The 24,216-nt window shown below is 41.3% G+C and carries 15 protein-coding genes; 14 read left to right on the plus strand and 1 reads right to left on the minus strand.

Annotated elements, in window-relative coordinates; all coding sequences use genetic code 11:
• Positions 1-15: 15 nt before the first annotated feature.
• The 3 genes from HDC92_RS11010 (at position 16) to HDC92_RS11020 (ending at position 4,761) form a co-directional block, all read left to right on the plus strand.
• Positions 16-2,673, plus strand: coding sequence for a S9 family peptidase (locus HDC92_RS11010; protein ID WP_183874465.1), 2,658 nt, complete (start codon positions 16-18; stop codon positions 2,671-2,673).
• A gap of 37 nt (positions 2,674-2,710) precedes the next feature.
• Complete coding sequence (locus HDC92_RS11015; protein ID WP_183874467.1) at positions 2,711-3,055, plus strand: hypothetical protein; 345 nt, start codon at positions 2,711-2,713, stop codon at positions 3,053-3,055.
• Positions 3,056-3,345: 290 nt separating this feature from the next.
• Positions 3,346-4,761: a BNR repeat-containing protein gene (locus HDC92_RS11020; RefSeq protein ID WP_183874469.1), complete on the plus strand. Its 1,416-nt coding sequence runs from the start codon at positions 3,346-3,348 to the stop codon at positions 4,759-4,761.
• A 39-nt stretch (positions 4,762-4,800) separates the two neighbouring features.
• On the opposite strand, the gene HDC92_RS11025 is transcribed toward HDC92_RS11020, so the two are convergent.
• A complete protein-coding gene (locus HDC92_RS11025) occupies positions 4,801-5,394 on the minus strand; it encodes an RNA polymerase sigma factor (protein WP_183874550.1) in 594 nt (197 codons plus the stop codon).
• A gap of 169 nt (positions 5,395-5,563) precedes the next feature.
• On the opposite strand from HDC92_RS11025, the gene HDC92_RS11030 reads away from it, so the two are divergent.
• From HDC92_RS11030 to rhaM, 11 genes are all read left to right on the plus strand, one after another.
• A complete protein-coding gene (locus HDC92_RS11030; protein ID WP_183874471.1) occupies positions 5,564-6,715 on the plus strand; it encodes a FecR family protein in 1,152 nt (383 codons plus the stop codon).
• A gap of 185 nt (positions 6,716-6,900) precedes the next feature.
• A complete protein-coding gene (locus tag HDC92_RS11035) occupies positions 6,901-10,296 on the plus strand; it encodes a TonB-dependent receptor (RefSeq protein WP_183874473.1) in 3,396 nt (1,131 codons plus the stop codon).
• A 10-nt stretch (positions 10,297-10,306) separates the two neighbouring features.
• Positions 10,307-12,187 (plus strand): RagB/SusD family nutrient uptake outer membrane protein, encoded by a 1,881-nt coding sequence (locus tag HDC92_RS11040; protein WP_012781123.1) that lies wholly within the window; start codon positions 10,307-10,309, stop codon positions 12,185-12,187.
• A 42-nt stretch (positions 12,188-12,229) separates the two neighbouring features.
• Positions 12,230-13,174 carry a DUF5017 domain-containing protein gene (locus HDC92_RS11045; RefSeq protein ID WP_183874475.1) on the plus strand — a complete coding sequence of 315 codons (945 nt, stop codon included), beginning with the start codon at positions 12,230-12,232 and terminating at the stop codon, positions 13,172-13,174.
• Between the two features lie 17 nt (positions 13,175-13,191).
• Positions 13,192-14,949: an alpha-L-rhamnosidase C-terminal domain-containing protein gene (locus tag HDC92_RS11050; protein ID WP_221270953.1), complete on the plus strand. Its 1,758-nt coding sequence runs from the start codon at positions 13,192-13,194 to the stop codon at positions 14,947-14,949.
• A gap of 16 nt (positions 14,950-14,965) precedes the next feature.
• Positions 14,966-16,183 (plus strand): glycoside hydrolase family 88 protein, encoded by a 1,218-nt coding sequence (locus tag HDC92_RS11055; RefSeq protein ID WP_183874477.1) that lies wholly within the window; start codon positions 14,966-14,968, stop codon positions 16,181-16,183.
• 7 nt (positions 16,184-16,190) lie between these two features.
• Positions 16,191-18,140, plus strand: a complete 1,950-nt coding sequence (locus HDC92_RS25320; protein ID WP_183874479.1) for a heparinase II/III family protein — start codon at positions 16,191-16,193, stop codon at positions 18,138-18,140.
• Between the two features lie 39 nt (positions 18,141-18,179).
• On the plus strand, positions 18,180-19,412 hold the full coding sequence (locus tag HDC92_RS11065; protein ID WP_012781128.1) for a hypothetical protein: 1,233 nt from the start codon (positions 18,180-18,182) through the stop codon (positions 19,410-19,412).
• Positions 19,412-21,541 carry a hypothetical protein gene (locus tag HDC92_RS11070; protein ID WP_183874481.1) on the plus strand — a complete coding sequence of 710 codons (2,130 nt, stop codon included), beginning with the start codon at positions 19,412-19,414 and terminating at the stop codon, positions 21,539-21,541. Before HDC92_RS11065 ends, HDC92_RS11070 begins: the two co-directional genes overlap by 1 nt.
• Positions 21,542-21,544: 3 nt before the next feature.
• Positions 21,545-23,857 (plus strand): alpha-L-rhamnosidase N-terminal domain-containing protein, encoded by a 2,313-nt coding sequence (locus tag HDC92_RS11075; RefSeq protein ID WP_183874483.1) that lies wholly within the window; start codon positions 21,545-21,547, stop codon positions 23,855-23,857.
• Between the two features lie 10 nt (positions 23,858-23,867).
• Positions 23,868-24,182, plus strand: coding sequence for an L-rhamnose mutarotase (gene rhaM / locus HDC92_RS11080; RefSeq protein WP_012781131.1), 315 nt, complete (start codon positions 23,868-23,870; stop codon positions 24,180-24,182).
• Positions 24,183-24,216: the final 34 nt, after the last annotated feature.

Genomic DNA, 24,216 nt, shown 5'->3' on the forward strand with positions numbered 1-24,216 from the left:
AATCTTTAAAAGTTTATGAATTTTACTAAATTATTTACAAAATCATCTTTTGTATATTCAAATCTGATTGCTTTTAATTTCTTTATATTGCTTACCTGCCCACTCTATGGGCAGGTGAAGCAGAAAACAAAATTGACGCCCTTAGTTTATCATTTGTGGCATTCTGTGTATCTTGACAGGATTTCTCCTGATGAAAATTGGGCAAGCTACAAAGTACTATACGAAAATAGCAAGGATACCTTATTCGTTAGAAATATTCATAATAAATTGACATACGTTTTTCCCGCGGGTGGGAATGGCGTTTTTACAAATAACAATTTTTTTATTTGCCAGTTAGGAAATCAAATCGCTATCCAAAACTTAAAAACTGGAAATAGGGAGATTATATCTGGAATAAAAAAAATTGCCTATAGTAAAGAAACTGATCAATTAATTGTAATAAGAAGTTCAAAAGAGCAAGGGAAAACTTTAATTATTCGTTCACTGGCTAAAAGTGATAGCAGAGAAATAGATGATGTGACAAATTTTATGCTCAGTCCTAAAGGGCATCACCTGTTGTTGGAAACCAAAATAAATAACACGAATCAGGTAACGCTTATTAATCTTAAAAAGATAAATGATAAAAAACAATTGGCTATAGATACTGCATGCCAATTTGATAATTTTACCTGGCAGAAAAATGGAGAAGCTTTAGCATTTGTTCGTCAATCTACCGAACAGCAGATCAATTCGCTTGTTTACTACATTATTGCAGCAGATAAGCTTTACGAACTTGTTCTTGCTTCTAACTCATATTTTTCAAATAACCTGTCGATTTCCGGCCGCTCGATTACCTCGATAGTGATATCGGGTGATTTGAAAAAAATAGCTTTTTCTCAACAAAATAAGCCCATAATTTCCAGCAGCAAACCAAAATCAAATGTGGAAGTTTGGAACATGAATGACAAATTCACTTTCAAAAAAGCATTGAATTACTCGAATTATAATTTGATTCCTCCTGTAGCGATGTGGCTCCCTGATTTAGATCAAATTATTCAAATTAATTCTGATGAGCTTCCAGATTTAATGATCACAAGAAATTTTGAATATGCTGTTTTATCAAGTCCAACTGCATACGAGCCTCAATTTGAGCAATACAGCCCTAGGGACTTTTATATCAAAGACCTCAAAACACAGGAAAAAACACTTGTTTTAAAGAATCATCCCTATCACCCTATATATCCAAACCTATCTCCGGACGGTAAATATTTTGTTTATTTTAAAGAAAAAGATTGGTGGGTATATAATATCTCTACTAAAACACATGTGAACCTTACCATTTCCTTAGGTGGACGTTTCAAAGGAAAAACGGATTTGTTAGTTCCAGAATCCGCTTATGGCAATCCTGGATGGAGTACAGGTGATAAAGAGATCATTCTTTACGATCAGTATGATCTCTGGGCAATCACACCTGATGGGAAATCATCTAGAAGATTGACAAAAGGAAAAGAGCTTGGAATTACTTATAGGATTGCGAATGAACCTAACAAAATTGGGGAAAATGTAATTTTTAGTGGTTTGGTAGTTGATGCTTTTGATTTGTCTAAAAATCTATTTTTGCATGCAAGAGGTAATGATGAAAAAACGGGTTATTACAGATGGAATGTTAAAACTGGTGAACAGCAAATTGTTTATGGTGACAGTAGAGTTGATCATCTTAATTATAATGGGTCAAGAAAAAAAATCTTTTTCTCTGAGCAGAAATTTGATCTTTCACCATGTCTAGTGGCGGCAGGTTATTCCTCAACTCCTACAGTCTTTTTTGAAAGTAACCCGCACCAAAAGGATTATTTCTGGGGGAAATCTGAACTGATTACCTACCAAAACGCTAAAGGAGTATGGTTAAAGGGTGCTTTATTCTATCCTTCAAATTACGATCCTAAAATAAAATATCCAATGGTGGTAAATATCTATGATTTACAATCCAGCAAGCTTCATAAATATGAAAATCCAGTTTATGAAGCAGGGTCCATCAATACTAGTGTGCTGAATAGTCAGGGATATTTTGTCTTTATGCCTGATATACAGCTTTTGGAAGGAAATCCTGGGCTTTCAGCTGCAGATTGCGTGATCGCTGGAACTAAAAGGGTAATCGAAAAAGGTATTGTAGATTCCTCCAGGATTGGATTGACGGGGCATTCTTTTGGGGGATATGAGACCGCGTTTATCATTACTCAAACAAATCTATTTGCTGCTGCTATTGCCAGTGGTGGTATTACAGATCTGATCAGTTTTTATCATACCATTAATCCATATACTGGAGAGCCGGATATGTGGCGCTTTAAAAATCAACAGTGGAATATGGGTGGAAGTCCATATGAGTTGCCAGAACTGTATAAAGCCAATTCTCCAATCGCCCATGTTCAGAATGTACAGACACCTGTCTTATTATGGACTGGCAAGAGCGATTCGCAAGTTGATCCACATCAAACCATGGAGTTTTATTTGGCGCTGCGCAGATTAGGTAAAAAGGGAATTATGCTGCAATATCCTAACGAAGGACATGCTCTTCTAAATCCTGATAATAGGAAAGATTTAACTAATCGAATGTTAGAATGGTTTGATTACTACCTTAAAGATAAAAAGTCAATTGCATGGATAACAAAAGGTACAGCACCTATACTGTCTAATTAATTTTATTTGACACGAATGAGTTAAACAATTAAAATTAATGAATAAAAGAATATTAATAGATTGTCTATGGACAGTCAAATCGTTTCTTAGCCTTTTTGTTTTGGTTTTTTTAAGTTGCAGCAGTTTAAGAAATACGAACAACTTAAACAACGAGCCTTTATATCCAGTATTAGAAGTTATTATTTCCGAACAAGATATACTAGCTTTCATAAAAGAAATTCAAGAATTAAAGCTGACTATCAATAACATCAGACCAGTCGGGAAGAATATACAAAGTGATGATGCAAAAGAATTTTGTATTTCATTTAACTTCTCTGCTGTTGAATTTCTTAATTGTCGCTCGCAGATATTAGCAACTGGATTAGTGAGACAAATGAACTAATAAAATGTAAATAAATTTAGGTTACAATAGTTAAAACTTTGGGGTGACTTGAGTTATCTTTTGCTTGGTACTGCTATCTATTTATTGATCAGGTTCATAAATGGCTGATATCTATGCGATTTTATCCATATAATGAACAGGAACCTGATTATCTTTTATTAAAAATTAATCATGAACTAACGGGAATACCTGTATGAGGTGTCTTATTCTTATATGATCAGGTGGCTTGCTGATATAAACAGATTAAACCCGAATTAACAAATGTATAAGAACCAATTAGCAGGGACAGAATGAAGTTTACATTATCATTGTTGATAACTATAATAGTCAGTTTAAAGCCTGTTTTTGCGCAAAATGATGATGTCATTCTGGTGGATCAAAATGCCCTGACTTGTTTTAAAGGAACGTATGGTAACAACATTAACGGGCAAAGCTTTCAGCAGGATGCACTAACCAGTTATAAGGGATGGCAATACATTGCCTATTACAATGCCGAGCGCCGGATTTGCCTGGGAAGAAGGAAGCTGAGCGGTTCTGAATGGGAAATTCTCAGTTTTAATGATTACCGTTTTTCTTATGCTAAAAACCAGGATAACAATACACACAACGTGATCAGTATTGGACTTTGTGCAAAAGACGGGACCATACATCTTTCTTTTGACCAGCATGCAGGGCCACTGCACTATCGTGTTTCAGTGAAGGGGATTCTGGATAATCCCGAACGCTTTAAATGGACCAGTAAACTTTTTAACCCTGTAGCAGACTGGCTGGAAAACGGAAAGCCCATACCTGTAGTTTCGTATCCAACTTTTATCAGTACCCCGGATGGCAATCTTTTGTTTGCATACAGAAACGGGTATAGCAGTAACGGAGATTGTCTGATTGGGCAGTATGATGCTTCATCTGGTACCTGGACTAACCCGCATGTATTTATTTCACGGAGTGGTGTTTACGGCGATCCCTTTAAGGGGGAGAGTCATAATAGAAATGCGTACCTCAATAACCTGAGTTATGACCGGAAAGGCATGCTGCACATCAGCTGGACCTGGCGGGAAAGCGTTGCAACGTTGGGTAACCGCGATATCTGTTATGCCTATAGCAAGGATAATGGCAAATCATGGTTTAATAAAAAAAATGATCAGATAGCGGTTCGTGGTACCGCTGAGCCCGAAGCTATCAATACATTAAGTGCCGGAATTACCGTGCGGCATCTGGATCGGGGCTGGGGAATTATGAACCAGCAATCGCAGGTGATCGACAACAATCTGAACCCGCATATCGTAATGTACCATAAGAAAAATCATGGAAACCCTGGTTGGGCAGTAATGGAAAACGGGGCCTATTTCCATTATTATCTGAAGGATGGTCAATGGCAACAAACCCAATTACCCTTTATGGGTAACAGACCTAAGCTGATAGTTGACCGGAACAATAATTTATACCTCGTTTTTATGCGTAAAGATCATTTTGATGTGAAAGACCAGGGGGCACCACTGGTTGTGGTAAAAGCAACTTACAAATCGGGATGGCAGGACTGGAAGGAAGTGTATGTATCAAAATCGGGTTATTTCAATGAACCCCAGCTTGACCTGGCAAGATGGCATAAGGCAGGTATTTTGTCTGTAATGGTCCAATTGCCACCTGCCACCGAAGGCCAGGCCTCAGCGCTTCAGGTGCTCGAAATGAGCGTCAAGCATTTGAAGTAGTGTGTGTGCTATAAAGTTTGTTGACTGAGCTTTCCCCATTTAACGGAGCATAATGCAAACATAAATGACCACACCCAGCTCTATGAGTTGTCCGAGGGACATTCTGAGTTTACTGATAGCTTTTCTGATGTGTTGTTCTACCGTATTTTCTGAAATATCAAGTTTTGCTGCGATCTCTTTATTGGATAAAAATCCTTTTCTGCTTAAGATGAATACTTCCCGGCATTTTGGGGGCAGCTTTTCAATTTCCATATTGATCAGCGCAGCCAGCTCGCGGCTTTCGATCTGTTCGATGAGTGAATGATCTTCAGCATTCGCATGCTTTGCTATATGCAGCTCATATTTATTTCGTACCAGCTGACTCCGGTAGTGATTAAGGATCTGGTTTTTAAGGATTACAAATAAATAGGCCTGGACGGAGGTATTGGTTTCAATAGACCTTTTATGCTCATATAATTTTACAAATGAGTTCTGGACTAGTTCTTCAGCTATTTCCCTGCTGTTGGTTTTCGAAACGGCCAGCCTCATCAGTGGCATGACGTACATTTTGTAAAGATTAGAGAATGCCTGTTCATCGCCTTCTTTCCAGGAAAGGATTAAATCAGCATCGCTTAATGTAGTATAATCTTTGATGGCTTAAAGTATATTTGGTTTTCTCTAATATAGGGAAAAATAGCTTTAATTGTGAATTGTTCAATGTTTTTAATAATTTTTTTTTCAAAAAAAAATTAAAACAGACTAACGGCAAGACCGGCTTTAGGTGTCTTACTATTTACAATGCCAAATATAACATCGTGTATTTATGGAAAAAGATAGACTGAAATATCTATTAGAAAATTATGTGGATGGGGGGTTATCCGGGCCGGAGCTGACTGAACTGGAAGAGTGGTATCATCAGCTTAATTATGGTGAGCAGAAACTGGACCAGTACATCATGGAAGCTGGCGGGCAGGAAGTGATTATAAACCGGATGGAAGAAAGCTTTAAACAAAGGATCCGTAAACCGGTAAACATTAAATCTATTTCAGTAAGAAAAATGATTGCTGTGGCGGCCGCTATACTTTTGATGCTGTCTGCAGGCTTATATTTTTATCAATCCCGTTCTGCTAATCCGGCAAACAGGATTTTAGTGGATATGGAAGCTGCGGTAATTAAACCAGGAGGTAACAAAGCGGTACTTACACTGGCAAATGGAAAACAAATTAACCTGGAGACTGCTTCGGATGGACAACTGGCAGAAACAGGTGGTGTAGAAATTGAAAAGTCGGCTGACGGACAAGTGTTTTATAAAGCCATTTCCGGCACAAATCACAACGGCGAAAGCAATACCATCAGTACACCTAACGGTGGGCAATACCAGATCATTTTAGCAGATGGTACGAGGGTTTGGTTAAACGCCGCATCAAGTTTAAAATACCCAACTGTATTTTCAGGAAATGAACGCAAAGTTGAGCTTATTGGAGAGGCATATTTTGAAGTTAAAAGTAACCAGGAATCTCCGTTTCTTGTGGTGAGTAATAAGCAAACGGTTAAAGTGCTTGGCACCCATTTTAATATCAAAGCTTATCCTGATGAAAGTTTTGTTAAAACCACCTTACTTGAGGGCCGTATCATGGTGAGTGCTGAGCGCTTCCCTGATGCTAAAATACTTTCGCCAGGACAGCAGGCTGTATTTGACGGGCATCAGATAGACATAAATAAAGGCGATTTAAAGGAAGCTATGGCATGGAAGAATGGATATTTTATGTTTAAAGATGAAGATATTTATTCCATAATGAACCAGGTTTCGCGCTGGTATAATGTTGAAGTGGTTTACATGGGCAAGTTTGAGAACAAACGGTTTGGGGGCTATGTGTCCAGATCGAAAAAGATAACAGATTTACTGGATATTATGGAAAGTACAAAAGGAATCCATTTTAAAATAGAGGGGAGGAGGGTAACCGTGATGAGATAATTTTTCCTCTGCTACACACCAGACAAAAAACAGGAGTGCTGGAACACCCCTGTCCGTTGCCAAAAGGCATTTGTCAGATCTTAAATCTTTGAACCAGTTAAAACCTAACTAACCAAATGTACAAAAAATATTTTGCATATAAGCGTGGTATGCCCTATGGGAACCTACCCAAATTTTTTCTTGCGATGAAATTATTATCAGTTTTAATATTCTTAGGCGCTTTCCAGTTAAATGCAGCTGTGCATGCACAGTATATTAATATAGATGTTAAAAATACCTCCTTAAAGGAAGTATTTTCTATGCTCACAAGGCAAAGTAACTATGAGTTTATGTACGATTCTCAAACGCTGCAGAATGCCAGACCAGTAACCTTGAAGGTGGTGAATGCAACGCTTAAAGAAGTGCTGAACAAGTGTTTTGCGAACCAGGCAATTACTTATCAGATAAAAGAAAATACCATTATTGTTGCAAAGGCCGATGACCAGCCGCAGGTCTGGATGCAGGTTAACGGAATAGTATTGTCGGGAGAGGATGGGCTGCCATTACCCGGTGTAATTGTGAGGGTGAAGGGAACGAATAAATCGATTGTGACCAATAACAGCGGGCAATTTACCATCAATGCGGAGATTGGAGATGTTTTGGTTTTGAGCTTTATTGGCTATAAAACCCAGGAAATTGTAATAAAGGATGACGTTGCGCTAAAGGTAAGATTGATCAGTTCGCCTACCGATCTGGATAACGTGATTGTGACAGGTTATGGGACTACGCAAAAATCAGATGTCATCAGTTCATTGGGGGTTATTAAAGGTGAAGATTTACAAAAGGCCCCTGTTAAATCTTTTGAGGAGGCGCTGGCCGGCCGTGTGTCCGGTGTTCAGGTTACTTCTTCTGAGGGCGGGCCGGGAGCTACCACCAATATTGTAATAAGGGGTAACAATTCCTTGTCTCAGGACAATTCACCACTATGGGTCATTGATGGGTTTCCAATTGAGAATCCAAACAACAATACGATCAATCCTGCTGATGTAGAGACTATTACTGTTTTAAAAGATGCCGCGTCTACTGCCATTTATGGTTCAAGGGGGGCTAACGGGGTTATACTCGTTACTACTAAGACCGGGAAGTCGGGAAACCCGGTGGTATCCTTTGATGGTTCATATGGCTTTCAGCGAAGTTTAAAATTGATGGAACTGTTAAAGCCCTATGAATATGTACAACTTGTAATTGAAAGGAACGGGGTGGTTGCAAAAGAGCGTTACACGCCGGGTGATCCTGAGCTGGATGGAAGGCCCGCTTATGTTCCTGGCGGGAGAACAATTGATTACTATAAAACCCAGCCTTATACCAATTGGCAGGATAAATTGTTCCAGACTGCACCTTTTCAAAATTATTCGTTGTCACTTTCTGGCGGGACAGACAAAAGTAAATATTTAATTTCAGGGTCGACCACAGACCAGGACGGGACCATTTTACAAACTAATTTCAAGCGTTATCAGGGTAGATTTGTTTTCAGCCAGGAGGTGAACAAGAAAACAGACTTTAACCTTAATGTAAATTACGCCCGTACCAGGACAACTGGCACATCGCCTTCAAATATACCAACCAATGGCTCTGCATCATTGAGTTTATTATATGGAATATGGGGTTACCGACCGGCCGTTTCACCTTCATCTTCTGTAGAAGACCAGCTTAACCTGCCCATCGATCCTGATGGACAGAATGCTTATTCGTTTAACCCTATTGTTCAGAACAACAATACTACGATCAATGCGCACCTGAATAATCTGGTGGCTAATGCTGGCATAGACTATAAAATCCTCCCCGAGCTGACGTTCCGGGTAACGGGTGGTATCAATTATACACAAAGACTTAGCAACGCTTTTTATTCTGCACTCACCTATCAGGGTGGGCCTGGCAGTGTACTGGGGCCTAATGGTTTTATTGACAATTATGCCCTCACTAATCTGGTAAATGAAAATACACTGAATTATAAAAAGGTTTTTAATACTGAACATACGCTTAATTTGCTTGGTGGTTTTTCTATACAAGGCACTAAACTGACCACCAGCAGGGCGCTGGCGAGTAAAGTGCCAAATGATGTATTGGGTGTAAGCGGACTAGACGAAGGAACTCCTTATGCCATTTCATCTGGTTCGACACAGAATTTTTTGAGTTCGTACTTTTCCAGGATAAACTACAATTATAAATCTAAGTACTATTTTTCAGGAGTGATCAGGGCTGATGGATCTTCAAAATTTGCCCCGGGTAACCAGTGGGGTTATTTCCCTTCTGCTGCAGTATCCTGGAATATTGAGCGTGAGGATTTTATGAAAAATATCAGTTCAGTTTCGGCACTAAAGTTCAGGGCCAGTTATGGTACTTCAGGTAACAACAGAATTGCTGACTATGCCTATCTGTCGCCTATCAACCAAAGTGATATTTCCAGTACCTATACCTTTGGTAATACTTATATAAAAGGTTCCTATCAATCCGGTCTGGCCAATGAGGCCCTGAAATGGGAAACAACTGCCATCACAGATCTGGGCTTAGATTTTGGATTTTTAAAGAACCGCATTGAACTTACAGTTGATTATTATCGTAAAATAACTTCTGACCTGTTGCTGCAGGCAACGATACCAGGTCATATCGGCTATACTTCAGCGATTCAGAATATAGGCTCGGTAAGAAATTCCGGCTGGGAGTTTTCATTGAATACGGTAAATTCAGATAAGGCTTTGAAATGGTCCTCTAATTTTAACATATCCTTTAACAGGAATGAAGTACTGGCGTTAAGCAGTGGCCAAAGGGGGCTTATTTCCCAGGTTTCCTACAATATTAACCCGGCTTTTCCTTACGTTGCTATTGTAGGAGGCCCGATTTCGCAGATTATAGGTTTTAAATGGTTGGGCAATTACCAATATGAAGATTTTGATCTGCTTCCTAATGGGGCGTATGTGCTAAAGGGCAATCTGCCAGCAAATGGTTCTGCAAGGACAGCGATGCAGCCTGGTGACATTAAATATGAGGATATTAACCAGGATGGTACGATTACAGATGCGGATAAAGTAGTCATAGGGAATCCAAATCCATTATTTACCGGGGGCTTTTCCAATAATTTTAATTTCAAAAATTTTGACTTGAGCATACTACTGACCTTTTCTTATGGAAATGATATCCTGAATGCAAACCGGTTGATCTTCGAAGGTATGCCAGACTCCTATACCAATCAGTTTGCCTCATACGCCAACAGATGGACACCAGAAAATCAGACTAATTTATATCCCAGGGCTGGCGGCGCAACTACTATTCCGGCTGTTTCTTCCAGGGTAATTGAAGATGGCTCTTTCTTGCGTCTGCAAACGGTTTCCCTTGGATACAATCTGCCGCAAAAAATTTCTGAATCCCTTAAAGTAAAAAATGCCAGGATTTATGCTTCGGCACAAAACCTGGCGGTATGGAGTAAATATCAAGGTTCAGATCCCGAAGTTTCTACACGTCCGGGCGCTTTGACACAAGGATTTGATTATGCCGCATATCCGCGCTCTTTTACGATGACTTTTGGTCTTAATTTTTCTTTTTAAATATTGACATATGAAACACAGCGCATATTTGTTGTTGATAATTATCATATTATCTGCTTTTACTTCATGTAAAAAGCAATTGAATAGTTTACCCACAGATTTTATCACTTCGGTAAACTACTACACCAATGAAGAACAGCTTAATGGTGGGTTGGCCGGTGTATACAGTATTTTAGGTTCTTCCTATTTATATCAGGATGCGTTGTTACATAACATGTCCCACAATAATGATGAAGCTGTTTTTGTATTCAACCAGGCACCGCTGGTTGTTCCATCAAATTTTAGTTATTCTTCCAGCGACCCTAACATTACTGGTATGTGGAATGTATTGTACCAGGGCATCAACAATGCCAACATTATCATTGCAGCTGCAGACAATCCAAAGGCTCAGGTAAGCCAGGCAGTAAGGGACAATATCCGCGCACAGGCATTGTTTTTAAGGGCTTATTATCATTTCCTCCTTGTAGATAAATGGGGTAAAGTCCCGATGATGCTGGCTCCGGCGAAAAGTTCATTTGATGTGAATCTGGCAGCTTCTCCAATAGCTGAAATTTACGAACAGATCCTTAAAGATATGACCGCTGCAGAAGCAGTTTTACCTCAGGCCTCGGTACTTGGGGCCAATTCAAGTGGCCGTTTGTCAAAAAACACTGCCCAGGGTATTTTGGCAAGGGTTTGCCTGAGCATGACAGGCTTTCCTTTAAATGATGAGTCTAAATATGCAGCAGCCCTGGCCTGGAGCTCAAAGGTGATCAGCACAGGAGATAATGCATTAAATCCAAGTTATGCTGATCTTTTTGTAAAACAGGCCCGTGATGAATATGATGTGAAAGAAAACATGTGGGAGGTTGAGTTTTATGGCAATGTTTCTGACAACTACCGCGAACAGGGTTATGTTGGTATCCGAAATGGCATTCAGGCCGCAAACGGGAGGACATTTCCAGGTTTTGGGTACAACTTTTTACAGGCATCAGTAATATTGTATAATAAGTATCAGGTGGACCCGCTCACCAGTCTTTCTAAAGATTTGCGGCGCGAAAGGAACATTGCACCTTACCAATGGGTTGGTGGAAGCGCCGCAGTACAGGTTATGACCAAAAGCTACTGGCCTAAAAACGGGAATCTTTATCAGCGCTGGCCTGGTAAATGGAGAAGGGATGAGGAGTTGCGTTTACCCAGGTTTCAAAATGGTAACGGGACCAACTTTCCCTTGTTAAGGTATGCTGATGTTTTGCTGATGTTTGCTGAGGCTGAAAATTATATAAACGGGCCAACTGTTGCCGCTTATAACGCAATGAATAAAGTACGTGAGCGCGCATATGGTACAGGTTACAGGGTAAGCGACATTGTCATCACCAACGGGGGAACAGGTTATACTGCTGCACCGGTTGTGACGATCGGGAGTAGTGGAGATCCAAATGGCGCGAGTACCGCAGAAGCTTATGCTACAGTAACAAATGGTGCAGTAACCCAGCTTACCCTGGTAAATATGGGTGGGTTTTATACGGCTACACCACCAACGGTTACCATCACCAGCGCAAATGGCCTGGGCTCCGGAGCGACTGCCACGGCAACTGTAAGCCCTATAGTAGTTGCTGAGGCGGATTTGCCAACCGGTTTAACCAAAGCCCAGTTTTTTGAGCATATTGTTGATGAAAGGTCAAGGGAATTGGCCTATGAAGCTTTGAGATCGCACGATTTACGAAGATGGGGGAGGTTGATATCTACGATGCAGACTTTGGCAACTATAGGTCCATCAGTACCGGGTGGTGTTATCCGGAATGGATATACTTCGCCTGCTGTTAACATTACAGCCAAACATTTATACCTGCCTATACCTCCGGCAGAAATTGCAACAAACGCTTTGATTGTTCAGAATCCGGGATGGTAGCCATAGCGCGCGGGAAAGGGAAAATTATTTAAATATCAGAAAATGAAAATACAGCAAAGTATAAGGTTAAGGATGCTTTTACTAATAATATTCTTAACGGCATGTGAGAAAAAAGAGATCGAAACGCCCCATTTTGATGTGCAGACTGATGCGCTCAGCTATAAAGTTGGTCAGGAAGTTACGTTTAAATTTAGCGGAAATGCAGAAAATGTAGTCTTTTGGAGTGGGGAAAAAGGCCGTAATTACGCTTATAAGGACCGGATAACAGAAAAGGGTGTTTTGCAGACCCTGCAATTTACAAGTGCCGCCGGACAGGGTACGCAGAATGACAATTTATCCATAAAAATTTCCAGGGATTTTAACGGAATATATGACGCTGCCAACATCGCAAAAGCATCCTGGACAGATATCACCTCCAGAGCGGTACTGTCCCCTAATCCTGTTACCGGTGCGGCAGGGGCAGCAACATCTTCAGGGGCAGTGAACATCAGTGACCAGGCAACAGACGGAGATGTACCGGTATATTTTGCATTCAGATATGCTTCGGCGAGTAATACTTTGAAGCCAAGACAATGGACAATCAGCAGTTTTGTGGTAAGCAATACACTTGCTGATGGTACAGTGAATAACGTAGTCGCAAATTTGGGACTGGCAGGGTTTAAAGGTATTGATGTCTCAAACCCGTCTTTTCAATGGGCATTTACACCAAATGTGCAGAGCCCAACATCAGTGACGATGACTGCCGGGAACGTAGGTGAGGCGGCCAACGAGGACTGGCTGGTTTCAGTACCTGTAAAATTGAACCAGGTATCGCTTTCTGATTATGGCATACCAATCATCTCTATCACTACTTTATCACCGCCGAAAGACTATAAGTATGTTTTTGCAGCTCCGGGAGTTTATAAAGTAGTTTTTCATGCCTTTAACCAGGATGTGGCGGAAAAGACAGGGATAATTAAGGAAATGACGATTACCATTGTTCCATAGATTTTTGAATATATAAAATGAAAAGATACCTTGTTTTTCTTTCTTTGTTAACCTGGGCGTTTACCACTGTGACGAATGCTCAGTTGCCGCCAGTTTTTAAACAGCCAATTGCCACCGGTTTAAAAAAAGATCCTAGAGTTCGCTATTATTTACCTCCGGAACGGATGATATGGCGGTCTGACGCGACTGGAAAATACATCCAGCATGCAGATAGGTTGTTGAAAGTTGGCAATGGCCAGGCCGAGCTGGTCAATAAAGACCTAACGGTGCTAAAAAATGATAAAAGCTCAAAAACAGGTTTCTTAATTGATTTTGGCAAAGAAATTTTTGGCGGTCTGCAAATTACTACGGGTTTAATGAGAACGAAAACACCGGTGAAAGTAAGGGTTCGTTTTGGAGAATCCGTAACTGAGGCCATGTCTGATGTAGGTGGTACTGACGGTGCAACTAATGATCATGCCATGCGCGACTTTATTATAGAGTTGCCATGGCTGGGTGGTCTGGAAGTAGGTAACACAGGCTTTAGATTTGTTAGAATTGACCTGCTGGAGGCTGATACTGAACTTTTGTTAAAGGAAGTGAGTGCGATATTCATGTACAGGGATATTCCTTACCTGGGGTCTTTTCATTCTGATGATGAACGTTTAAACCAAATTTGGGCAACCGGGGCATATACTGTTCATTTAAATATGCAGCAATATTTATGGGATGGCATTAAACGTGACAAACTGGTGTGGATTGGGGATATGCACCCTGAGATGATGGTGATCAACAGTGTATTCGGTTATAATGAAGTTGTTCCAATGAGTCTGGATCTGGCTAAAGCGGCTACACCACTGCCGGCATGGATGAATGGAATCAGTTCTTATTCTATGTGGTGGGTCCTTATTCAGCGCGACTGGTATCTTCATCAGGGAGATATGAAATACCTGCAGTTGCAAAGGCAGTACCTGGTTGGGCTTTTGAAGCAGTTGATGACTAAAATAAAAGACGGGAAGGAAGCCCTGGACGGCAATCGTTTCCTGGATTGGCCTTCCTCTGAGAATAAGCCGGCTATACATGCCGGGCTGCAGGCCATGCTGGTAATGACCTTAACAGCGGGATCGGAGCTGTGCCATATTTTAAAGGAAGCGGAAACTGCCCGAGCCTGTGATGAAGCTGTTGCAATTTTAAAGAAAAATGTCCCTGATATAGCTGAAAGCAAACAAGCAGCTGCATTGCTTGCCTTAGCCGGGCTTTTGCCGGCTGAACAGGCCAACACTGTCCTGTCAAAAGACAGTACCAGGGGATTCTCTACTTTTTATGGCTACTATATGCTCCAGGCTAAAGCAATGGCTGGTGACTATCAGGGTGCTATCAATAATATCAGGGACTATTGGGGCGGGATGCTGGATTTAGGTGCCACTACTTTCTGGGAGGATTTTGATCTTTCCTGGAAAGAAAATGCCGGAAGGATCGATGAAATTGTTCCTAAAGATAAAGTTGATGTCCATGCAACATACGGGGCTTATTGCTACAAGAACCTCAGGCACAGCTTGGCGCATGGCTGGGCTGCAGGACCCACATCCTGGCTTACTACACATGTACTGGGCATAAAAGTTATGGCCCCGGGTTGTAAAGTTGTTAAGATTGAGCCCCATCTTGGCGATCTGAAATCAGTAAGCGGCAGCTTTCCTACGCCCTTTGGATTAATAAAAGTAAATCATTTAAAAATGCCTGACGGGAAAATCAAAACGACAGTAGACGCTCCAAAGCAGGTTAAAATTATTAAATAAGTATCATCAGATTTTTATGGTAAATAAATTAAATATTGCCTGCTGTTTAGCCTCCTTTTTATGTTTTTTTTTTGCCGCAGACTTACAGGCGCAAAAACGCAAAACACTTAAAGCTGATCCTGAAATTTTAAAGATCACAGATTCGGCCTTATCGCGTTCAGCGGGCCAATACCTGCAGTTGATGGAAACTGTTCCTGATACCTTGTTTCCCAGGACCTTTCAAAACAACAGGCTGTTAACAGCCACTTCTCCAAGTTGGATCAGCGGTTTTTATCCGGGTACGCTATTGCTGTTATACGAATTCAACAATAGCAATAAGTTTAAGGAGGAAGCTTTGAAAAAGCTTAAAGTATTGAAAAAGGAACAGTTCAATACCGGAACACATGACTTGGGGTTCATGATGTATTGTAGTTTTGGAACTGCAAAAAGATTGTTTAAAACCAAAGCATATGATCCTGTTCTGTTGAACAGCGCTGCATCATTATCTCAGCGATTCCATGATGAAGTAGGGTTGATCCGGTCCTGGGACCATAAGCCTGAAAAATGGAAATACCCGGTGATTATTGACAATATGATGAATCTTGAGTTGCTTACCTGGGCCAGTCGTTTGTCAGGTAATCAAAGGTTTTATAACATTGCAAAACAACATGCCGACCTGACCATTAAAAATCATTTCAGGCCAGATTATAGTTCCTATCATGTTATAGATTATGATCCTAAAACTGGTAAAGTATTAAACAAGCTTACAGAGCAGGGCTATAGTGATGAATCGGCATGGGCCAGGGGGCAGGCATGGGCCCTGTATGGTTATACGATGATGTACAGGGAAACCGGAGATGCAAAATATTTGGAAATGGCCATGCACATTGCGGATTATATTTTGAAGCATCCGAACCTGCCTGCAGATAAAATTCCTTACTGGGATTTTAATGCGCCTGACCAACCCGCTGCGCCCAGAGATGCTTCTGCTGCTGCTGTAATGAGTTCTGCATTGATAGAATTGAGCGGATTTAGCAAAGGAGATAAGGGCAAGGTTTACTTAAAAACGGCCGAAGCTATGCTCAGGCAGCTGTCGTCACCAGAATATCTTGCTCAGCCAGGTACAAATGGAGGTTTCATTTTAAAGCATAGTGTCGGTTTTTTACCGGCAGGCAGTGAAGTGGATGTGCCATTAAGCTATGCTGATTATTATTATGTAGAGGCTATGCTAAGGTATCGTACACTTAAAAAATGATAAAGTTGTGAAAATCTATTTGTTCGTTTATTTATTCTTATGGGGTATTTTTACCAGCACTGCCATAGATGCACAAATTGTGCAGCGAAATTTTTTAGAAAAGGAGTATCGCCTGAAGGCTGGGGCTGAAAGCCTGGATGTAAGTTCATGGAAAGCGCTTAAAAAAATAAACATGGGTAAAGGCTTGGCATCAATTCCGGATGCTGTAAAAGCCCATATCCTATCTGCTGCAAATAAAGTGCTGGGAACACCATGGGAAGTAGCTAAAGCAACTGATTATCTGCTGTTCAATACCGCAGGTAACCGTTCGGTATATGAGGCCCTTTATTTTGCGAGGCGAAAAAAGCTGAACGCATTGGTTATAGCGGAGCTGATAGATGGAAAAGGCAAGTATCTTCCTGAAATTGCGAATGGTTTATGGTTAATCCTGGAAGAGAGTTCCTGGGCCCTGCCTGCGCACATGTATTTACAAAAAGAGGGAGCCGGCTTACCCGACCCTAACGAAAATGTAGTTGACCTGTTTGCCGGAGAAACATCCATGTTATTGTCCTGGATAAAGTTTTTGCTGAAGCCAAAACTGGATGAAATTTCTCCAATCCTGATCAAACGGATAGACTATGAGCTAAACAGACGCATCCTTACTCCTTATTTGCAGCGTAACGATTTCTGGTGGATGGGCTTTCAGGATCCTAAACGTAAAATGAACAACTGGAACATATGGATAAATACCAATATTCTGCTAACCGCCTTATTGGCCGTTGAAGATCCGGTAAAACGTCAGGAAGTCATCGATAAGAACATAAGCAGTGCGGATAAGTTTATCAACAGCTATCCTGCTGATGGCGGTTGTGATGAAGGACCGGGGTACTGGGGCGCTGCCGGAGGCAGGTTGGTGGAGTATGTCAACTTATTAACTGAAGTTTCCAAAAACAAGCTCAACTGGGGCAATAATGAGCTGATGCACCATATTGCTGCCTATATTTATAAAGCGCACATTGCTGACCGATGGTTTGTTAATTTTGCTGATGCACCTGCAAAACTTATACCTGATCCCGCAATAGTTTATATGGGTGGTCTTATTTTTAAGGATGAAAAACTGCAACAGTTTGCAAGTTATTTATATGATCTTTCCGGTTCGGAAAAATACGGGTACGCCCAGGACGACCTTAATAAATTTTTAAATAATCTTCAATTGCATAAACAATTGAAAGGAATTCCCGCCAGGGCACCAATGGAGCAGACCAACTGGCTGCCCAATCTGGAAGTGTTATTTACCAGACAAAAAGCCGGCAGTAAAGATGGTTTATTTATGGCTGCAAAGGGTGGCAATAATGGTGAAAGCCACAATCACAATGATCTGGGCAGTTTTATCATATACCTGAACGGATTACCGGCATTGGTTGATCTGGGCGCTGCAAGATATACTAGGGAAACCTTTACCCAAGACCGGTATAAATTATGGGTCTACAATTCAGACTGGCACAATTGCCCGAGTATCAATGGAAGCGTACAAAGTCCGGGAACATCATTTAAAGCCAGAAATGTATCGTTTAAAGCCAACAGACATGGCAATACCCTGGTAATGGACCTGGCACCTGCTTATCCAGAAGCTGCTGCGGTTAACAAATGGGTCAGAAAATTGGATTTTAATTCATCTGCCGGAAGCATTGATTTGACCGAAGAATATGAACTAAAGGAATATAGGCTGCCCTTTGAGCTCAACTTTGTTACAGCAGTTCCTGCGCGCCTGATAAGCCCGGGCGTATTGACACTGGTTCTTTCCGATTCAGCTGCATTGCATATCAGGTTTGATCCTGAAATTTTTGAAGCAGTTATCAAAAAACAGCCGAACACAGACCCCGGTTTGGCGGTTTGGGGCAAAGAAATTTATCATCTGTCTTTGCGCTCAAAAAGAAACGTGTTAAAAGCAAAGCATAATATCCGATTTTATAGATAAGCCTATGGAATCTATCGTAACCAATTATAAACCTAAAATATGAAAAAGAAAAAAATCAATTGGTCAGTAGCCGTAATGCTCCTGGCTGCAGCTACAGTAATCTGCTCCTGTAAGCGTGAAATCACAAACCTTAGTGCCGATAGCCCCTTAGCCGAGGGCGGAAGATTGGCTAAACTGCTAACCGGAAGCACTTCAAGCCTGGCTACTGTTGGATCAAGCTATACCATACCTGCGGATACCATCACCGATCATGGAAACGCTGCCACTACAGGGAGTATCGCCTGGTATCTGGCCACCTATTCTGGCGGTTCAGTTGCTCAGCCAAATACTTTTTATTTGCAAAAAGGCGCCACATATATGTGTAAGCAACGTTTGTTTATTCCGGCCAATGCGCGGATATCCCAAACGGGTACGGGTACACAAGCGCTGGTTAAAATTGATGCGGCTAGCTATAACGATGCCGGAAGTAACCATGAGTTTATCCGCATGTCGTCAAATTCCATTTTACTGCATTTTAATATTGATTTGAAATGGATGCCAACCAACGGCATTTTTTTTCCCGCCGGAGCAGATGATGCACAATTGATAAACATCACTGTTCAGAATGGCAAGCGGATAACTGGAGGAACTTCAACGCTGATTTACATTGCAGCCAACAATGTGACGGTAACCAGATGTCAGCTGAGACGTGCCGGCTGTGATGCAACTGAAGAAAACACCGTTCAGGGCGGGCAGATGATATCTGTTTACGGTCAGGATATTGAGATTTCACACAATAATATGGCCGTGTCCGCACAGGCAGGAATAGGTATACAAGCTTCTGCCAAAAACATTACCATAAATAAAGACACGATTTATGATACCGGGCGGGCGGCTGCAACCCAGGATGCCATTACTTCTTATCACGTAGGTACAGGTACAACCAATCGGAATATATCTATTACCAATTGTCTGATCTATAACAACCGTAACCATGGCATACATGTTTCTGGTTATGGTTATACGATAATGTGGAATAAAGTATATAATGCAGGTTATTCCGGCCCGACTGGAGGATACACTGGCAGCCATATGGGAGCAAATATCTGGCTGGGTGATTATAAGACCCCGCTTGATTGTAGCGGTAACAGTACGATTACCAACAATGAAATTGGTTGTACACTGGGGGGCGGTTATGTATTTAAGGTAACAAATTACCATAGTGCTTCAACAACTATCCAAACGACCAATATTTGTAACAACAATAAATTAATAAGCGGGACTTGTAATTAATGAAATATTTAAAGCTCATCCCGGTTTGTTTTTTGATGGTATCAGGATGGATATTTACCGGCCATGCGCAAAATGTTAAGCGCAGGATTTCAGAAATGATCGGTGCAGGAGATGTAATCCGGACAAGTTTTACCGATACGGCCCAGATCAATCTTTACCAGGGAAATGGACGATCCGGGAGTTCATACGGTGCTTTAGGGCTGCACAATAATCCGGCCTGCCAGAAAAACACAAACCGGTTTGGAAAGACCCAATATATGCATATCAGTCATTGGGTGCGGGCCAAATTTAATGCCGATTATCTGATACCTGTACTGAAAATTTACTGGAATGAGGAGCCTCCTGCTGTTGTCAGTTATAAGCAGCATCAATCATTTTACAACGGCTTTATCAAGACAAGTTTTGGAACCGACAGGGGTAAAGTTGCTGTTGAAACCTGGTTCGATCAGGTAGATCGGGAGCTTTCGGGGATTACGATTGATGTTGAAGGACAGGTTTCGGATGTGATTATTGACCCCATGGAGACACTTAACGTGCATTATGGACAGAAAATAATCCAGACAGCCAAGATCATCAAGCATGAGAAGTATTTCGAAATCCAGCTGAATTGTATGGACAGGAAGGCTTCGGTTTTTTTATTGACAAATGTTAGTGTTGAAGAAAGCCGCAATAAACTGGTGTTGAAATTGCATCCCGGACAAAACCAGATACAGCTTTCCTACAACCGACCTGTTTCAGCTGCCGTAGCAGTTTCAAGAAGGAGGACCGTAAACTGGTGGAATGCCAGATGGAAGCAGACAAGTACACTCATGCTGCCGGATACAAATGCACAGCAATTATGGGTGAGGTCAATGGGATTGATACTTTCTACAGTTAATGAAGATAAAAAAGGATTTCCTGCCCCAATGGGTTTTACAGGGAACTTATGGCCTTTTCCTTTTCCGCAGGACCTGTCTTATATCCATTCCCTTTTACTCAGTACCGGTAATATCGGAGTTGCCAAAGCCTGGGTAGAGCAGTTTGCTGCTGAAATTGAGGGCATGAAGGATTATACCAAACGGCTTTATGGTATAGCTGGTGTATTTTGTCCCTGGGTTTTTCCTTATGGTGATTTTAAGGGCTACCACACCCCCGGACCGCCAAATATTTTTAATTACGAGATCCATAACTCTGGATATTTATGCAGGATGGCTTATGAAACCTCAAAATTTGTGAATGACGAAGTCTGGAGCAGGAGGTATGCCTACGACCTGATTGAACAGACTGCATTATTCTACAGGAATATGGCTAAAAAAGGAAAAGAGGGGTACTGGCACTTGTATATAAAACCTGCAATGGGACAGGATGAAATGGGGGGCGCCAATCAGCAAGACTATTTATGTGCCCTTTTTAGTGCAAAATACTGTTTTCAAAAAGCGGTGGAACTTAATTTAGATCCTGAAGGGGTTTACAGGACAATATTGTTGGATGGTCTGGCATTCCCGACGTTAAAATCGGCTAAAGGTGTATATTTTACCAATAAAGCGGGCAGAGATGGAGACCTGGGCAAGCAAAAACATCCTGTTCAGTTGAATGACCTTGCCTATTTGCCTGTTAACAAGCAAGCCAACCCGGCCTCAATAATGGCATATCAAAAAAGATATGAAATTACTCAGGAGGCTGGTAAACCTCATTTTTATGGATGGACTCTTGGAGAATTTCTGCTTGCGGGTTCAAGGGCAGGTGATGTGGATGGTTGGAAAAGAGATTGGGCCAATATAAGAAAGGCAGATTATACGGACGACGGATGGATTCAGTTATATGAAACCAGTAGTGCTTATGATGCCACGTTTTATACCACAACCAATGCGCTTATTGTGCAGTCTTTATACTCCAACCTTGTAGACGACTGGTTCAATAAACTAGAGATCGCGAAATGTAACCCCTGGGAAGGGAAAGTCTATTTGGACCGGGTATATTCCATACTTGGGGTTAAACTTACAGGTGAAATTAATGGCAGGGATGCAAAGTTAAATCTGTATGCCTGGAAAGACTGCCAGTTTGAGCTATGCGGCAGAAAGTTAAGTTTAAGAAAAGGAAGGACGGTAAAGGTGAAAATCATCAATAGCAAACTCATCCTTAATAAATAATTTATGATAAATCAGATTTTTAAATTCAGCTTTTTTGCACTAAACCTGCTTGCCTGGTACAGTTTTACCGCCAAATCCCAGGATTTAAAGGTGTTTGATAAAGCGACAAGTTGGATTACTTGTGATAAGGCCCAGGACCAAAGTAATTCCTGGATTGCATTCAGGAAGGTGGTGCAATTAGATGAAAAGCCTGTTAAAGCCTTGCTGGACATTAGCGTAGATTCTAAATACTGGTTATATATCAATGAAAAATTAGTTGTATTTGAAGGTGGCTTAAAGCGTGGACCAAATCCGGACGATACCTATTACGATGAGGCAGACCTTACTGAATACTTGAAAGCGGGCACCAATACCATTGCTGTATTGCTTTGGTATTTTGGCAAGAACGGCTTTTCTCATCATTCGAGCGGGCGGGCCGGGATGTTTTTTCAGCTTGATATGGATAAACAAGGTAAGATTTGTTCTGACCGGTCATGGAAATGTTCTGTCGTACCTGCGTATCTCAATGTGTATAGCGGCGATCAGCCGAACTACCGTCTGGCTGAATCTAATGTAATTTACGATGCAAGGTTGGCACTGGGGGATTGGACCAGTGCATCCTACAACGATAAGACATGGCGAAATCCGTTTGTTGTTGGGCCAGCGGGCTGTATGCCCTGGAATAAGCTGGTCAAACGGCCAATCCCGCAATGGAAAGACTATGGCATCGTAAATTTTAACCTGAATTTTCCATTTAATGCAACCGGGGATACGATAAAAGTTAAGTTACCTTATAATGCGCAATTTACACCTTATTTAAAAGTTGAAGCTACAGCCGGAAAAACAATTGAAATGTTTACCGATAATTATTCTGGAGGTTCTGAAAACAATGTTAGGGCAGAATATATCACAAAAACAGGTATACAGGAGTATGAGTCTTTCGGTTGGATGAACGGGCATGTTATGATGTTTGTGATACCAAAAGGCGTTAAAGTGTTATCGCTGGGATACCGGGAAACAGGTTATCATGCCACATTTGCGGGGAGCTTTAATTGTAATGATGCATTTTACAATAAGCTTTGGGAAAAGTCATCCCGGACGCTTTACGTTAATATGAGGGACAGTTATATGGATTGTCCGGACAGGGAGCGGGCCCAATGGTGGGGTGATGAGGTAACTGAAATGACGCAGTCCTTTTATGCTTTGGATCCTGATGCTAATCTTCTTGCAAAAAAGGGAATTGATGAACTGACAGGTTGGCAAAGATCAGACGGAGTATTGTTTTCTCCTATACCTGCAGGAAATTTTGACCTGGAGCTGCCTGTACAAATGCTGACCAGTGTGGGATATTATGGCTTTTGGACTTATTATTATTATACAGGAGATCTGGAAACCATAAGAGCGGCCTATCCCAGTATAAGAAAGTATTTAAGTTTATGGGAAATGGATAAGAACGGATTGGTTATCCCACGAACGGGCGGCTGGAATTGGGGCGATTGGGGAAAAAACGTTGATATAGATCTGATGTCAAATGCGTGGTATTACCTTGCCTGTAAAGGTTATTTGGAGATGTCAAAAACCTTAAACCATGCAGAAGAAATTAAATGGGCTGAAAATCAAATGAGTGTGATGAAGAAAAGCTTTGACACTCGTTTCTGGACGGGAAAGGCCTATCGCTCTCCCGATTATAAAGGACAAACTGATGATAGGTCAAATGCCCTGGCGGTACTTGCAGGATTGACAGCGCCTGCCAAATATCCGCTGCTGAAGGACGTATTTTTAACCGAAGAGCACTCCAGCCCTTATATGGAAAAATATGTGTTGGAAGCCCTGTTCAAAATGGGCTATGCGGACATCGCGTTGGAGCGGTTAAAGAAACGTTACACAGCAATGGTCGACAGCGAACTAACTACGTTATGGGAAGGATGGAAAATAGGGGTGAACGGCTATGGAGGGGGTTCTTACAATCATGCCTGGAGCGGTGGTGGGTTAATATTGTTATCCCGATTTGTGGCTGGAATAGAACCAGCTTCGCCTGGTTATGAAACTGTTAAAATTGCCCCACAGATGGGCAGTTTAATTAATTGCAGTGCAACCGTAAGCAGTGTTGCAGGCTTAATAGCTGTTAAAAATACTTTTACAAATGAAAAGGAGTTTAATCAGCTTATCGAATCCCCCTCGCCATTAAAAATTTACTTTCCGTTTGAGGTTTACCGGATCAAAAAAATCAGGGTCAATAACAAAAAGCTCAGCGAGGCCTTAATGCTGAAGTTTAAAAATGAAGGGAAGCTTGAATTGAGCAAGGGCAAGTATAAGTTAACTGTAAACATAAACTAAACATAAATGAATGGAAAAGATTGCATTTAAGATGAAACTTTTACCTGGTGTTAAAGCAGAATACAGAAAACGGCATGATGAGATCTGGCCGGAGTTGATTGAACTGCTAAAAAGTAAGGGCGTCAGTGATTATTCTATCTTTTTTGACGAAGAATCAGATACGCTTTTTGGGGTTCAAAAGACCGCTGGTACGGGCTCTTCACAGGATTTAGGAACAGCATCGATAATGCAGCAATGGTGGAAATACATGTCTGACATTATGTATACCAATCCCGACTATTCCCCCGTCACCACCCCCCTTGAGAAATTATTTGAAATGGAATAATCAGACGTTAAAATAACTTGTGTCCGGCATGATT

It is taken from the genome of Pedobacter sp. AK017, assembly GCF_014200825.1.
In the GTDB taxonomy this organism is placed as follows: Bacteria; Bacteroidota; Bacteroidia; order Sphingobacteriales; family Sphingobacteriaceae; genus Pedobacter; species Pedobacter heparinus.